Source organism: Variovorax sp. YR750 (assembly GCF_900109805.1).
Classification (GTDB): domain Bacteria; phylum Pseudomonadota; class Gammaproteobacteria; order Burkholderiales; family Burkholderiaceae_C; genus Variovorax; species Variovorax gossypii.
Window position 1 is genome coordinate 176,939 of the sequence record NZ_FOBJ01000010.1, and the last position, 14,061, is coordinate 190,999.

13 protein-coding genes are annotated in these 14,061 nt (G+C 67.3%); 6 read left to right on the top strand and 7 right to left on the bottom strand.

Going from position 1 to position 14,061, the window contains the following annotated elements; translation table 11 throughout:
• Positions 1-12 precede the first annotated feature (12 nt).
• From BMY35_RS21190 to ahpC, 7 genes are all read right to left on the bottom strand, one after another.
• Positions 13-819, bottom strand: a complete 807-nt coding sequence (locus tag BMY35_RS21190; protein ID WP_093203345.1) for a heme ABC transporter ATP-binding protein — start codon at positions 817-819, stop codon at positions 13-15.
• Complete coding sequence (locus BMY35_RS21195; RefSeq protein WP_093203347.1) at positions 816-1,850, bottom strand: FecCD family ABC transporter permease; 1,035 nt, start codon at positions 1,848-1,850, stop codon at positions 816-818. The genes BMY35_RS21190 and BMY35_RS21195 overlap by 4 nt, the downstream gene beginning before the upstream one ends.
• Complete coding sequence (locus BMY35_RS21200; RefSeq protein WP_093203589.1) at positions 1,847-2,731, bottom strand: heme/hemin ABC transporter substrate-binding protein; 885 nt, start codon at positions 2,729-2,731, stop codon at positions 1,847-1,849. The genes BMY35_RS21195 and BMY35_RS21200 overlap by 4 nt, the downstream gene beginning before the upstream one ends.
• A 14-nt stretch (positions 2,732-2,745) precedes the next feature.
• On the bottom strand, positions 2,746-3,846 hold the full coding sequence (locus tag BMY35_RS21205; RefSeq protein WP_093203591.1) for a hemin-degrading factor: 1,101 nt from the start codon (positions 3,844-3,846) through the stop codon (positions 2,746-2,748).
• A gap of 43 nt (positions 3,847-3,889) precedes the next feature.
• Entirely contained in the window at positions 3,890-6,118 is a 2,229-nt protein-coding gene (locus BMY35_RS21210; protein WP_093203350.1) for a TonB-dependent hemoglobin/transferrin/lactoferrin family receptor, read from the bottom strand.
• Between the two features lie 159 nt (positions 6,119-6,277).
• Positions 6,278-7,834 carry an alkyl hydroperoxide reductase subunit F gene (gene ahpF, locus BMY35_RS21215; RefSeq protein WP_093203352.1) on the bottom strand — a complete coding sequence of 519 codons (1,557 nt, stop codon included), beginning with the start codon at positions 7,832-7,834 and terminating at the stop codon, positions 6,278-6,280.
• 91 nt (positions 7,835-7,925) lie between these two features.
• Positions 7,926-8,498 (bottom strand): alkyl hydroperoxide reductase subunit C, encoded by a 573-nt coding sequence (gene ahpC / locus BMY35_RS21220; protein ID WP_093203355.1) that lies wholly within the window; start codon positions 8,496-8,498, stop codon positions 7,926-7,928.
• A 254-nt stretch (positions 8,499-8,752) separates the two neighbouring features.
• Between ahpC and bfr the strand changes: the two genes are divergently transcribed.
• The 6 genes from bfr to BMY35_RS21250 all read left to right on the top strand — a co-directional run bounded on the left by bfr (position 8,753) and on the right by BMY35_RS21250 (position 13,866).
• Positions 8,753-9,229, top strand: coding sequence for a bacterioferritin (bfr, locus tag BMY35_RS21225; protein WP_056583098.1), 477 nt, complete (start codon positions 8,753-8,755; stop codon positions 9,227-9,229).
• Positions 9,230-9,349: 120 nt separating this feature from the next.
• Positions 9,350-9,997, top strand: a complete 648-nt coding sequence (locus BMY35_RS21230; protein WP_093203357.1) for a PepSY-associated TM helix domain-containing protein — start codon at positions 9,350-9,352, stop codon at positions 9,995-9,997.
• Between the two features lie 75 nt (positions 9,998-10,072).
• Positions 10,073-10,573 carry a DUF2271 domain-containing protein gene (locus BMY35_RS21235; protein ID WP_371287183.1) on the top strand — a complete coding sequence of 167 codons (501 nt, stop codon included), beginning with the start codon at positions 10,073-10,075 and terminating at the stop codon, positions 10,571-10,573.
• A gap of 64 nt (positions 10,574-10,637) precedes the next feature.
• Positions 10,638-11,450 (top strand): DUF4198 domain-containing protein, encoded by an 813-nt coding sequence (locus tag BMY35_RS21240; RefSeq protein ID WP_093203362.1) that lies wholly within the window; start codon positions 10,638-10,640, stop codon positions 11,448-11,450.
• 38 nt (positions 11,451-11,488) lie between these two features.
• Positions 11,489-12,499: an FAD:protein FMN transferase gene (locus tag BMY35_RS21245; protein WP_093203365.1), complete on the top strand. Its 1,011-nt coding sequence runs from the start codon at positions 11,489-11,491 to the stop codon at positions 12,497-12,499.
• Positions 12,475-13,866 (top strand): sulfite reductase subunit alpha, encoded by a 1,392-nt coding sequence (locus BMY35_RS21250; RefSeq protein ID WP_371287182.1) that lies wholly within the window; start codon positions 12,475-12,477, stop codon positions 13,864-13,866. Before BMY35_RS21245 ends, BMY35_RS21250 begins: the two co-directional genes overlap by 25 nt.
• Positions 13,867-14,061: the final 195 nt, after the last annotated feature.

The window sequence follows — 14,061 nt, forward strand, 5'->3', positions numbered from 1 at the left end:
CATCCGGCGGCCCTAGCCGAAGAGATACTGGACCGTGCCGTCCGTGCTGGTCACGGGCTGGCACGGCGTGCCCCACACGGCTTCGATCAGCCCCGGCTGCAGCACCTCGGCCGCCGCGCCCTGCACCAGCCCGCCCGAGGCTCCGCCGAGCACCACCACCTCGTCGGCATAGCGCCGCGCCAGGTTCAGATCGTGCAGCACGGCCACCACGCCCACGCCGCGAGCGGCCCAGTCGCACAGCAGGCGCATCGCCGAGTGCTGATGGGCGAGATCCAGCGCCGCCGTGGGCTCGTCGAGCAGCAGCCAGCGGCTCGCGCCGTCCGGCCTCGGATGCCACAGCTGGGCCAGCGCCCGCGCCATGTGCGCCCTCGCCTTCTCGCCGCCCGACAGGGTGTTGAGGATGCGTGGCGCCAGCGCCGACACGTCGGTCAGCGACATCGCCTCGTCGACGATCGCGTCCTCGTCCAGCCCCGGCGCGCGGCAATGCGGGTAACGGCCCAGCGCCACGATCTCCTGCGCGGTGAAGTCGAAGGCGACCGCGCTCTCCTGCGGCATCAGCGCCCGGCGCAGCGCCAGCTCGGGCATGCCGTGTTCAGCGAGCGGGCGGCCGTCGAGCGACACGCTGCCCCGGGTCGGTGCGCGCTGGCCGGCCAGCACCGAAAGCAGCGTCGACTTGCCCGCGCCGTTGGGCCCCAGGATGGCGGTCACCCTGCCCGGCGCGAGATGGACCGAGGCACCGGCCAGCAGCGTCTTGCCGCCCACCTGGACCTCCACGCCGGAGCAGCACAAGGCCAGCGGATCGCGTTGCACCGCAGTCATATGCGCCCCCTGAAGCGCCGCAGCATCCACAGGAACATCGGCACGCCGATGAACGCCGTCAGCACGCCCAGCGGCAGCTCGGCCGGCGCCATCGCCGTGCGCGCCACGGTATCGGCGGCCAGCACCAGCGCAGCACCGAGCAGTGCCGACGCCGGCAGCACCACGCGGTGATCGGGCCCCGCCACCATGCGCACCCAGTGCGGCGCGATCAGGCCGATGAAGCCGATGATCCCGGTCGTCGCCGTCACCGCCCCCACGGCCACGGCCGTGACGAGGATGGCGCGCCGCTTGGTGCGCTCCACGTCCACGCCGAGCAACGCCGCCTGCGCCTCGCCCAGTGCGATGGCATTGAGCGGCGCCGCCAGCGACCGCGCCGCCACGCACGCGAGCAGCACCGCCGCGCCGACCAGCAGCACGGCGCTCCAGCGCGCCCCGCCCAGGCTGCCCAGCAGCCAGAACTGCAGGCTGCGCAACTGCTCGTCGGTCGCCATCACGCTGAGAAAGCCGAGCCCGGCGCTCGCCAGCGCGTTCACCGCGATGCCAGCGAGCAACATCAGCGCCATGCGCGTGCCGCCCTCGCTGCGCGACAGGGCGTAGATCAGCAGGGTCACCGACAAACCGCCGCCGAAGGCCATGAGCACCAGAGTCCAGCTGCCGAGCGTGCGCGGCAGCACCGGCCAGAGCCAGGCGCCGAGGATGATCGTCATGCCCGCCGCAAGCGCCGCGCCGCTGCTGATGCCCACCAGCCCCGGATCGGCCAGCGGATTGCGAAAGAGCCCCTGCATCAGCGTGCCCGCCATGCCGAGGCCCGCGCCGGCCGCCACGCCGAGCACGAGGCGCGGCAGGCGGATGTTGAGGAACACGAGGTGCTCAGGCGACTTGTCGGTGCCCTGCCCCAGCGTCGCCAGCACATTCCAGAGCTGCGGCAGGCTGATGGCGTAGGCCCCGGAGACGGCGCCCACCACGAGGGCCGCGACGAGCAGCAGCGCGCTGCCGCCCAGCACGGCCCGGGCCGTGAAGCGCTGCGTCATGCCAGCGCGGCCAGGAATTTCTCGTGCAGCTCCGCAACGGCCGACGGCATGCGCGGGCCGAAGCCCAGCAGGAGCAGCGCGTCCTGCGTGATGAGGCTGCGCTTCCTGAACGCCGGCGTGAGCGCGAGCTCGGGCCGCTCCCAGAACCTGTCGACGCCGCCGTGGGCCTCGATGCTCTGCGTACTGGTGAGGATGATGTCCGGCGCGGCGCTGGCCATGGCCTCGGCCGTCATCGGCCGGTAGCCCTGGAAGCCGCCGAGCGCATTGACGCCACCGGCGAAGCCGATCACCGAATGCGCGGCGGTCTTTTCGCCCGAGACCTGCGGGCTCGCGCTGTGCGAGAGCACGAACAGCACGCGCGGCTTGCGCCCCTTTCCAGCGGCGGCAGCCACGCGCTGCTGTACCTGGCCCCACTCGGTGTCGAGCCGCGCCTGCAGCTCGCGCGCCTGCGCCTCTCGCGCAGCGGCGCGGCCGACGGCCTGCACCTTGCGCTGCACCTCGCCCCAGCTGTGGTCGGCCTCGATGATCTCGACCTTCACGCCCGCGCTGCGGACCTGGTCGAGCACCACGGCCGGACCCGACTCGTTGGTGGCGATGATCGCGTCGGGCTTGAGCGACAGCAGGCCCTCGGCCGAGAGCTGGCGCATGTAGCCCACCTTGGGCGTGGAGCGCGCGGCCGCGGGATAGAGGCTGGTCGTGTCGGTACCGACGAGCTGGGCCTGCGCGCCCAGCAGGTACACGACCTCGGTGATCGCGCCGCTGACGGTCACGAGCTTCGGCAGCTTCGCGTCCTGCGCGAACAGCGGCAGCACGGTGGTGCCGAGCGACGATGCGCCGAGCAGGCGCAGCACGTCGCGGCGCTGGGGAAGGCGGTGGGACATTTCGTCGAAGCCGGTCATTGGTTCTGTGCCGTGGGTTGAAGACGCGGAAGCTCGCGCACGATGCGCCGCCATTCCTCGCGCTCCGGCGCGCCGGGCTTGCGCGCGCCGAAGAACATCGCCATCAGCTCGCCCTGCTGGTCGAAAGCCTCGACCGATGTCACCACGCCGTCGCTGGTCGGCTTCTCGACGATCCACACGCTGGCGATGCGGTCCTCGCGCAGATGCAGGTTGAATCCCGGGTCGAGCACGTTGAGCCAACGGATCGGCGGGGCGTTCTCGCCGGGGCCTTTCATTTCCATCGGCTCGATGCGGGTCACCGGGCCGGTGTGGATCTGGATGCAGCCGGGGCTGCCGACGAACACCATGATCGGCGTGCCGTCGAACGCCGCTTCCATCAGCAGGGCGCGCACGGCATCGGGCTCGGCGCGCTGCGTGAACTCGCCCTCGGTCAGGCGAAAGCTCTGCTGGCGCTCGACATCGAACTTCTTCAACAGGCCGAAGAACTCGTGCGTGTCCTGCATGCCGCGCCATGCATCCGACAGGCCGGTCGTGTCGATGGCTCTGTCGTCGCGCGGCGCGGCCTTGTCCTCGGGCGCGGCGAACGCCACGGGCTCGTCGGGCGCGGTGAAGCCTTCGACGACCGACTGGAACGCATCGCGGTCGGTGGCTTCGCGCACGAAGATCTTGTGCACGGCCACGCCCTCCGGATTGAAGAACTGCAGGCTCAGCGAAGGCGGCACACCAGGGTTCGCGGCGGCCTCGCTCACCGCGAAGCCCGCATGCCAGCGGCTGAAGAACAGGCGCAGGTCGATGGCCTCGCCCAGCGCGAGCCCCATCGCCTCGCTGCCCGACACCTTCTCGTAGACGCCGGTCTTCTCGTGCACGGTGGTCTCGTTGCGCGTGAGCGCGAGCAAGGGGCCGCACAGCTCCAGCGCCTGCAGCAGTTCGACCCACGGCCCGCGCAGGCGCGTGGCGCGCAGGGCCTCGTCATGCGTGCCAGTGTGCGCGGCCACCGCCGCGCCTTCGGACAGGCCCATGGCCGCGGCGGCGTCCTTGTGGCGCATGCCCTTGGCACGAAATTCGGCGAAACGGGCTCGGATGTCTTCGGCGGTCATCATCGGGTTTCCTTGTTGTGGAGAAAGCGTTGCAAAGCGGCGATCAGAAGTCGGCAACGAGCGACACGTTGAAGCTGCGGCCGGGCTGGGTGTAGGCGTCGCGGATGTTCGACGTCGAGGCCAGGCCGCGCACGTCGCTCCACATCCAGTAGCGCTTGTTGGTGAGGTTGGTGATCGATGCGTTCAGGCGCAGGTCCTTGCGGATGCGCCATTGCGCGCTCAGGTCGAAAGTGGTGGCCGCGGGCGTCTGGAACTGGGTGCCGGTCGTGATTTCGGTGCCGTCGATATCGGACCACTTCTTGCGCGCGTGGTTGACTGCGTCGAGGCGCACGCTCCACACCGGCGCCTGGTACTTGATGCCGACGCTGGCCTTGCTCGGGTCGATCGAATTGAGCGGCCGGTTGTTGGTGCGGTCGCGGCCGCGCGTCTGTCCGTAGGCGAAGGGCACGGAGAAGCCGTTGCCGTCGTTGGTGAAATCGAGCTCGCCCTTGATCTCGAAGCCGCTGATGCGTGCGCGCCCGATGTTGACCGACTGGAAGGTGGCCGGGTTGGTGCGCGAGCCGAACACGCCGCCGACCTGGCGGTCGTTCTCGATCAGGTCCTTGTAGTCGCCGGTGAAGGCGGCCACGTCGAAGCTCAGGATGCCGGTGCGCCCGCGCAGGCCGAGTTCGATGTTCTGGCTCTTCTCGGGCTTGAGGTTCGGGTTGGGAATCGTCCTGTAGCCCGAGATCACGTTCTCGAAGAAGTTGTTGACCTGGAAGGCGTTGGGCGCCTTGAAGCCCGAGGCGTAGTTGCCGTACACGCTCCACTGCGGCGTGGCGCGGAACAGCACGCCCAGCTTGGGCGAAACGGCCGAACCCGAGAGCGACACGGCCTGCGCATTGAAGCCGGCCTGCTTGGCGTCGAGCGAGAAGCGGTCGAAGCGGATGCCGGGCGTGATGCTCCAGCGGTCGTGGATGAACTCGTCCTGCACGTAGAACGCCGACGAGGTTTCACGCGTGTCGGGGAAGCGCTTGAGCGGGTAGCTCTCGCCGGTCGGCGGCACCAGGCCGGTCTGCAGGTTCTCGACGTTGGTGCGGGTGTAGTCGAAGCCGTAGGTGATCTTCTGTGCCCAGTCACCCATGCGGATGGTCTTGTCGGCCTGCAGGCCGAGCTGCCACGTGCTCTCGTCGTAGGTGACGTCGCGCGTGCGGTCGGCGGCGGTGTAGCGGTCTTCGTAGATGAACTCTCGCGACTTCGCCTTCTGGTAGCTCACCACGGCGAGCAGGCTGTCGGCCAAGGCGGCGTTCAGGCGCAGGCGGCCGTCGTAGGTGAAGCGGTCGCGCTGCAGGTCGGTCTTGGCGTTGAGGCCGACGACCGAGGTGGAAGCGTACGGCGGCTTGGAGACGCCCGAGAGCAGGTCGTAGCGGCTGGTCTTGTCGACGTGTTCGAAGGTGAAGCCGTGGCGCTGGTCGGCGTTGGGCGTGAGGATGACCTTGGCGAGCAGCGCCTTGTTGCGGTCGCGCTGCGGGTTGGGCGTGGTGCGGTCGACGTTGGCCGCGTTGTTGGTGCCCATGTTCTCCAGCGCGCTGGAGCGGCCCATGTTGGCCGAGATGAGCCACTGCAGCGTGTCGTTGGCCTTGCCCGCGAGCGTGACGCCGCCGCGCGTGCCGTTGTCATCGCCGCTGTAGCCGATGCTGGCGCTGCCGCCGAAGCTCTTGCCGTCTCGCAGGTAGGACGACGGATCGCGCGTGATGAAGTTCACCAGGCCCGCGAGGCCGTCGGAGCCGTAGAGCGCGGAGGCCGGGCCCTTGATGATCTCGATGCGCTCGACGAGGCCGATGTCGAAGTAGTCGCGCCCGAAGGCGTTGGCGCTGAAGACGTAGCTGCGCGGCGTGCGGATGCCATCGGTCAACAGCAGCACGCGGTTGCCGTCGAGGCCGCGGATGTTGAAGCCGGCGTTGCCATCGCGACCGGTGTTGCCCTGCGCGAGGCCGAAGCGCGCGGGAGAGCGCTTGACCGACACGTTCGGCAGGTCGCGCACGGCATCGCGGATGTCGGTGATCTGCTTCGATTCGATGTCGTCGCGGCCGATGACCTCGGTGCTCACCGCGAGGTCGTCCCTCGCCTGCTCGGAGCGCGAGCCGCTCACCACCACTTCGTTGAGCGCCGCGACGCGCTGCTGTGCCCACGAGGGCGCGGCAAGGCCGAGCCCGGAGGCGATCAGGCAGGGCAGAAGAGCAACGCGAGGGGCAAGGCGATGGGAAGGACGGAGCTTGGTTTGGGCGGCCACGAAAAAGGTCCAGAAAACAGTTAAGAAACTGCTCGCTGGACCTCTTGGCGCAGGCGGCTGCGCATGGTGACCTGGCTGGCAATGAAGGGCCCCGACAATGCGGGGCCCGAGCCGGTCATTTTATGAGAATAATTCTCAACTAAACAACCAAATGCTTACTTATGCTGGGGCCGATGTGCGGATCAGATGGTCGAACGCACCCAGCGCAGCCTTCGCGCCGTCGCCGGCCGCGATGATGATCTGCTTGAACGGCACCGTGGTCGCATCGCCCGCCGCGAACACGCCCGGCACCGACGTCTGGCCACGCGCGTCGACGATGATCTCGCCGTGCCTCGACAGCTCGACCGTGCCCTTGAGCCAGTCGGTGTTGGGCACCAGGCCGATCTGGATGAACACGCCCTCGAGCTCGACCTTCTTCGACTCGCCCGTCGCGCGGTCCTTGTAGATCAGGCCGTTGACCTTCTGGTCGCCGGTGATCTCGGTGGTCTGCGCGTTGGTGAACACGTCGACGTTCTTCAGGCTCCTGAGCTTGCGCTGCAGGACCGCGTCGGCGCGCAACTGCGTGTCGAACTCGATCAGAGTGACGTGGCCCACGATGCCGGCGAGGTCGATCGCCGCCTCGACGCCCGAGTTGCCGCCGCCGATCACCGCGACGCGCTTGCCCTTGAACAGCGGGCCGTCGCAGTGCGGGCAGTAGGCCACGCCCTTGTTCTTGAACTCGTGCTCGCCGGGCACGTTGATGTTGCGCCAGCGCGCGCCGGTCGAGATGATGACCGACTTGCTCTTGAGCGAAGCGCCGCTCTCGAGCTGCACTTCGATCAGGCCGTTGCCCGGCACCAGCGCCTTGGCGCGCTGCAGGTTCATGATGTCTACGTCGTAGTCGCGCACATGCTCCTCGAGCGCGTGGGCGAACTTCGGTCCTTCGGTTTCCTTGATCGAGATGAAGTTCTCGATGCCCATGGTGTCGAGCACCTGGCCACCGAAACGCTCGGAGGCGACGCCGGTGCGGATGCCCTTGCGCGCGGCGTACACGGCAGCCGCGGCGCCCGCGGGGCCGCCGCCGACGATCAGCACGTCGAACGGGTCCTTGCCGGCGATCTTCTTCGCTTCGCGCTCGACGCCGCTGGTGTCGATCTTGGCGAGGATTTCCTCCAGGCTCATGCGGCCCTGGCCGAACTCGGTGCCGTTGAGGAACACGGTCGGCACGGCCATGATCTGGCGTTCCTTGACTTCGTCCTGGAAAGTGCCGCCTTCGATCATCGTGGTGCGGATGCGCGGGTTCTGCACGGCCATCAGGTTCAGTGCCTGGACCACGTCGGGGCAGTTGTGGCAGGTGAGCGAGACGTAGATCTCGAACTCGAAGTCGCCGTCGAGCGCCTTGATCTGGTCGAGCACGGCCTGCTCGACCTTCGGGGGATAGCCGCCGATCTGCAGCAGGGCAAGGATCAGCGACGTGAATTCGTGGCCCATCGGCAGGCCGGCGAAGCGCGGGCCATGGTTTTCGCTCGGGCGGTTGACCGAGAACGAGGGCTTGCGGTGGTTGTCGTCGCGGCTTTCGGTCAGCCTGACCAGCGGGGACGACTCGGCGACGTCCTTCAGCAGCGACAGCATCTCGCCCGAGGCCTTGCTGTCGTCGAGCGAGGCGACGATCTCGATCGGCTGCGTGGCGCGTTCGAGGTAACTCTTCAATTGGGCTTTGGTGCTTGCGTCGAGCATGAGGGACTCTCTTTCGATAACGGAAAACTATCAACTGGGGACAAAAAAGCCCGGGGCCTCGTGAGCGCCCGGGCTTTCGCGCGGGGGGCGCTTAGATCTTGCCGACGAGGTCGAACGAGGGCTTCAGCGTTTCGGCGCCTTCGGTCCACTTGGCGGGGCAGACTTCACCGGGGTGAGCGGCGACGTACTGAGCAGCCTTCACGCGGCGCAGCAGTTCGGCGGCGTCACGGCCGATGCCGTTGTCGTGCACTTCGATGGTCTTGATCTTGCCTTCGGGGTCGATCACAAAGGTGCCACGGTAGGCCAGGCCGGCGTCTTCGCCTTCTTCGATCAGCACCTGGAAAGCACGGGCCAGTTGCTGGCTCGGGTCGCCGATCAGCGGGTACTTGACCTTGCCGATGGTGTCCGAGGTGTCGTGCCATGCCTTGTGGGTGAAGTGGGTGTCGGTCGACACGCCATAGATCTCGACGCCCAGCTTCTGGAATTCGGCGTAGTGATCGGCCAGGTCGCCGAGTTCGGTGGGACACACGAACGTAAAGTCAGCCGGGTAGAACACCACGACCGACCACTTGCCCTTGAAGTTCTCGTTGCTGACGGGCACGAACTTGCCGTTGTGATAAGCGGTGGCCTTGAAGGGGATGATTTCGGTATTGATCAGGGACATTGATGCTTCCTTGTGATGGCTGATGAAAAGGGCGAGCCATCAGTATAGCTACCAATCAGATAACTTTGATAGTTGATATCTATTAAAAGTATTGCAAGTCGCTATGTTCACGATGGCTTCGGAACACCCTCGCAGCCGCCTCAATACGAACGTGTATCACCATCACACGCATGCAGACCGGCGCAGCATGGGTTTGCTTGCAAACGCTCCTTTTCGCCTCTGACAATCACCGCTTTCAGAACAAGGAAAAAATCATGAAGGGCGACCCCAAAGTCATCGAACACCTGCAGGCGCAGCTCAAGAACGAGCTGACCGCGATCAACCAGTACTTCCTGCACTACCGCATGCTCAAGCACTGGGGCCTGGACAAACTGGCGAAGAAGGAATACGAGGAATCCATCGGCGAGATGAAGCACGCCGACAAGCTCATGGACCGCATCTTCATGCTCGACGGCCTGCCGAACCTGCAGGACCTGGGCAAGCTGAACATCGGCGAGGACGTGCCCGAGCTGCTGCGCTGCGACCTCGGCGCCGAGACCGGCGCGCAGGCCACCATCAAGGACGGCATCGCACATTGCGAATCGGTGCGCGACTATGTCTCGCGCGACCTGCTCCAGGAGATCCTGGACGACACCGAGGAGCACATCGACTTCCTCGAGACCCAGATCGACCTGATCGACAGGGTCGGACTGCAGAACTACCTGCAGTCGCAGATGGGCGAACTCGAATAAGGCGGGGCCTGCCTCTCACCAATCGACGGGACTTCGGTCCCGTTTTTTATTGCTTTACGTAACTTAACCGCCCACGAATAACAGTCATTCTCATTCGCACGGATAAAATCCGCGCCTTCGATGACTGCCGCCACCCGCCCCGACAACCGCCGCCGTGCCTATTGGCTCAAGACCCTGCACGAATGGCACTGGGTGAGTTCGGCGATCTGCCTCATCGGCATGATCCTGTTCAGCGTGACGGGCTTCACCCTCAATCACGCGAGCCAGATCGAGGCCAAGCCCGTCGTCACCAAGCTGAACGGCACGATCGACGAAGCCCTGCGCGCCCAGCTCGAAAAGCAGCTGCCCGCCGCCAAGGCCCTCAAGGGCAAGGCCCCTCTTCCCACCGAACTCCAAGCCTGGGTGCAGAAGCACTGGGACATCGGCACCTCCGGCCGCGAGGCCGAGTGGTCCGACGACGAGATCTACCTTTCGCTCCCCCGCCCCGGCGGCGACGCCTGGCTGCGCCTGAGCCTGTCCGACGGCGAGATCGAATACGAGCGTACCGACCGCGGCTGGCTCTCCTACCTCAACGACCTCCACAAGGGCCGCAACACCGGCGCCGCGTGGAGCTGGTTCATCGACATCTTCGCGGGCGCCGCCCTGGTCTTCTCGATCACGGGCCTCTTCATTCTCAAGATGCATGCGGGCAACCGACCGTTCACCTGGCCGATGGTCGGCATGGGGCTGGTCGTGCCGGTGCTGCTCGCGCTGCTGTTCATTCACTGATTTCGTTCATCAATCCATCCAGATCCAGGAAAGAGGTTTCCCGTGCACGTTCGCTACTCACTCGCGCCGCTGGCCATGTCGGCGCTGTTCGCGGCTCCGGCCTTCGCGTCGGGGCTGGCCGTCAACATCGAAATTCCCCGGCTGAACGTCTCCGAGTACCACCGCCCCTACGTGGCGACCTGGATCGAACGCGCGGACAACACCGTCGCCGGCACGCTGGCCGTCTGGTACGACGTGCGCACCAAGACCAACAACCCCGAGGGCGAAGGCACGAAGTGGCTGAAGGACATGCGCCAGTGGTGGCGCCGCGGCGGCCGCGAACTCTCGGTTCCGGTCGACGGCGTGACGGGCGCGACCAAGCCCGCAGGCAAGCACCAGCTGAGCTTCACCGAAGGCACGGCGCCGATGCCCAAGCTCGCGCCGGGTGCCTACAAGCTCGTGGTCGAGGCTGCGCGCGAAGTCGGCGGCCGCGAGGTCGTGAGCATTCCCTTCCAGTGGCCTCCGACGGCGGCGGCTCAGCCGACCGCCACGGGCAAGGAAGAGCTCGGAGAGATCAAGCTCGAACTCAAGCCCTGACCAGTACCCGCCCCAGTACCGCACGGCCCTTTCACCGCCGGCCCTCCACACACAAGGAACTGCCATGACCCGATTCATCAACCTGCGCGTTGCCTCCCTCGCCATCGCCCTGTCGGCCGCCGCATCGCTCGCCCAGGCGCACAACGCCTGGCTGCTGCCCTCCTCCACCGTGTTCTCCAAGGCCGACACCGTGACGGTCGACGCTGCCGTGTCGAACGACCTGTTCGTCGCCAACCATGCGCCGCTGCGCCTCGACGGCCTGCAGATCACCGCGCCCGACGGCAGCACCGTCAAGCCCGAGACCGAGGCCAAGCTCAAGCTGCGCAACGTGTTCGACGTGAGCGTGGCGCAGGCCGGCACCTACCGCATCGCGGTGATCAACGCCGGTGCCTTCGCGAGCTGGAAGGACAAGGCCACGGGCCAGACCAAGCGTGCGCGCGGCACGGCCGAAACCATCGGCAAGGAAATTCCGGCCGACGCGCAGGACGTGACGGTCACCCAGTCGTCCGGCCGCATCGAGACCTTCGTGACGGTCGGCAAGCCTTCCGCGCTCAAGCCGATCGGCCAGGGCCTGGAGCTCATCGCCGCCGGCAGCCCGACCGACCTGGTCAAGGGCGAGAAGGCGACCTTCACGCTGAACCTCGACGGCCAGCCCGCCAAGGGACTCGAAGTGACGGTGACCGCGGGCAACACGCAGTACCGCGACAAGCTCGAGGAAATCAAGCTCAAGACCGACGACAAGGGCCAGTTCAGCGTGACCTGGCCGACTGCCGGCATGTACTGGCTCGACGCCAGCACCAAGGACAACAAGACCACGGTGCCGCAAGCCAAGGAACGCCGCCTGAACTACGCGGCCACCCTCGAAGTGATGCCCTGAAGCCCTGAGGCTTCCTGCGCGACAGCAGACGGACCACCTTGGGCCTTTCGTTCAGTAGTACCTGGCGCGCCGGCGGCTACGCCAATGCGGCCGTGCCACGCCCCGCCGATCCCGCCACCCTGCAGCAGCTGGGCGGCGAGACCATGGGCACCACCTGGTCGCTGCGCTTCGACAACCCGCGGATGCTGCCGCTGGCGGAGGTGCGCGCGGCTGTCGAGTCGGCGCTCGGCCGCGTGATTGCGCAGATGAGCCACTGGAAGCCCGAATCGGACATCAGCCGGTTCAACCGCGCCCAGGCCGGGTTGCGCCACATCCTGCCGACCGAGTTCGCCACGGTGATGCGATGCGCATCCCGATGGGCGACGGCCAGCGGCGGAGCGATCGATCCGACCGTCGGTCCGCTGGTCGCCTGCTGGGGCTTCGGCCCTGAAGCCGGGGCTGAAAACGCCCTGCCCACCGCGGATGCCCTGGCCGGGGCGCGAGAGCGCGTCGGCTGGTCGCGGCTGGCATTCGATGCCGCCGATGGCTCGTTGCTGCAGCCCGGGGGCGCCACGCTGGATCTCTCGGGTATTGCCAAGGGCTTCGCGGTCGATCACGGCATCGAGGCCTTGCGTGCACTGGGCATCGCGAACGCGCTTCTCGAGATCGGCGGGGAACTGCGGGGCATGGGCAAGCGCCCCGGTGGGCAACCGTGGCAGGTGCTAGTCGACGGCGATCCGGCCGGGGCAAGGCGCGTGGCGCTTGCCGACATGGCCATCGCCACCTCGGGCGACCGGTGGCACCAGCGCTCGCACGAAGGGCGCCGCTGGTCGCACACCATCGATCCGCGAACGGGCGAGCCGGTCGCGCATGCGCTGGCCAGCGTCACCGTGCTGCACGCCGAATGCATGCAGGCCGATGCGCTGGCCACGGTGCTGACGGTGCTGGGCCCGGATGAAGGATTCGACTTTGCGCGGCAACACGGCATTGCCGCACTGTTCGTGAGCCATGGCGTTCCTTCGCCCGCTGCAAAGGCCACGCCCGCATGGCCTGCGCCGGCCGGGACATGAACGACTTCGGCTGGCGCGCGCTCGGCGCGGGTTCCACCCTGGCGGCATATGCGGCGCTCTGTGCGTCGATCTACCTGCGCGAGCACAGGCGAAAAGCCGCAGCCGTGCGCGATGCCGCGGCACTTTCAGGTAACAGCGACGAGCCCCCGGTGCTCGTGCTGTTCGCCAGCCAGACCGGCCAGGCCGAAGCCATCGCGTGGCAGACCGCACGACAGCTGGGCGCCGCGGGCGTCCCGGCGCGCGTCATGGAACTGAACACACTGGATGCCCCCACGCTGGCCGCAACGCGCCGCGCGCTCTTCATCGCCAGCACCTACGGCGAAGGCGATGCGCCCGATGGCGCCAGCGTGTTCGTCGAGCGCACGATGATGGCGAGTTCGCCACCTGCGCTGCCTTCGCTGAGCTACTCGGTGCTGGCCCTGGGCCACCGGCAGTACGCCAATTTCTGCGGCTTCGGCCGCGCGCTCGACGAGTGGCTGCAGGCCGCAGGCGCCAGGCGCGAATTCGATCGCATCGAGGTCGACAACAGCGACCCGGCCGCGCTGGCTATGTGGCAGGCGCAATGGGGCGAAGTGCCGGAACCCGGCATTGGCGATGCGGCCGCCGACAGCTTCGCTCAATGGCGGCTCGTTGCGCGCGAGCGCCTCAATCCGGGCAGCGCGGGCGGGCCGGTCTTCCACCTCGGGCTGGTGCCGCAATCGGGCCCGATGCCGCCCTGGGCTTCTGGCGACCTCGCCCAGGTGGCCGTGGCGAGCGATCCGAAGCGGCCGCGCGACTATTCCATCGCATCGGTGCACGCCGATGGCGAACTGCAGTTGCTGGTGCGGCAGGAACAGCATCCGGACGGCACGCTCGGCGCCGCATCGGGCCTGCTCACATCCACGCTCAGCATCGGCGACACGGTGGCCCTGCGCATGCGGCCGCACCGGGGCTTCCGGCTGGAAGGCAACGAGACGCGGCCCTTGATCCTCGTCGGCAACGGAACCGGTATCGCGGGCCTGCGCGCACATCTTCGGGCGCGCGCAGCCGCGGGCAGGCACGACAACTGGCTGGTGTTCGGCGAGCGCCAGGCAGCCCATGACTTCCTCTATCGCGAAGAAATCGAAGCGTGGCAGGCCGACGGCGTGCTGAAGCGGCTCGACATGGTCTTCTCGCGCGATCAGGCCGAGCGCTTCTACGTCCAGCACCGGCTGCTGCAGTCGGCCGACGCCCTGCTGCGCTGGCTGGACGACGGGGCGGCCATCTACGTCTGCGGGAGCCTGCAGGGCATGGCGTCCGGCGTGGACGCCGCTCTGCGGCAGGTCGCGGGCGACACGCTGGTCAGCGAGCTGACGGCCAGCGGACGCTACCGCCGCGACGTCTACTGAACCGGCCGCAGCGGCCCCATCAGTTGCGTGACAGCAACGATTTGGCACAACTTTTGGATTAATTTAGTTCAACTGCGTATTTTTGGTATTGAGAACCAATATCATTCGCGGCGATTTACGACGCTTCGTGAATCGACTCACCCAGCCAGTCCCCCTCGTTTCTCCAACCAAGGAACGCAGGCCGTCCGGACATCG

What these genes read in the sequence shown, in the direction of transcription:
- ahpF (WP_093203352.1), bottom strand. Translation starts at nt 7,834, where the DNA reads ATGCTCGACGCAAGCACCAAAGCCCAATTGAAGAGTTACCTCGAACGC.
- bfr (WP_056583098.1), top strand. Translation starts at nt 8,753, where the DNA reads ATGAAGGGCGACCCCAAAGTCATCGAACACCTGCAGGCGCAGCTCAAG.
- ahpC (WP_093203355.1), bottom strand. Translation starts at nt 8,498, where the DNA reads ATGTCCCTGATCAATACCGAAATCATCCCCTTCAAGGCCACCGCTTAT.
- BMY35_RS21250 (WP_371287182.1), top strand. Translation starts at nt 12,475, where the DNA reads ATGGCCTGCGCCGGCCGGGACATGAACGACTTCGGCTGGCGCGCGCTC.
- BMY35_RS21195 (WP_093203347.1), bottom strand. Translation starts at nt 1,850, where the DNA reads ATGACGCAGCGCTTCACGGCCCGGGCCGTGCTGGGCGGCAGCGCGCTG.
- BMY35_RS21190 (WP_093203345.1), bottom strand. Translation starts at nt 819, where the DNA reads ATGACTGCGGTGCAACGCGATCCGCTGGCCTTGTGCTGCTCCGGCGTG.
- BMY35_RS21230 (WP_093203357.1), top strand. Translation starts at nt 9,350, where the DNA reads ATGACTGCCGCCACCCGCCCCGACAACCGCCGCCGTGCCTATTGGCTC.
- BMY35_RS21235 (WP_371287183.1), top strand. Translation starts at nt 10,073, where the DNA reads ATGTCGGCGCTGTTCGCGGCTCCGGCCTTCGCGTCGGGGCTGGCCGTC.
- BMY35_RS21200 (WP_093203589.1), bottom strand. Translation starts at nt 2,731, where the DNA reads ATGTCCCACCGCCTTCCCCAGCGCCGCGACGTGCTGCGCCTGCTCGGC.
- BMY35_RS21240 (WP_093203362.1), top strand. Translation starts at nt 10,638, where the DNA reads ATGACCCGATTCATCAACCTGCGCGTTGCCTCCCTCGCCATCGCCCTG.
- BMY35_RS21205 (WP_093203591.1), bottom strand. Translation starts at nt 3,846, where the DNA reads ATGACCGCCGAAGACATCCGAGCCCGTTTCGCCGAATTTCGTGCCAAG.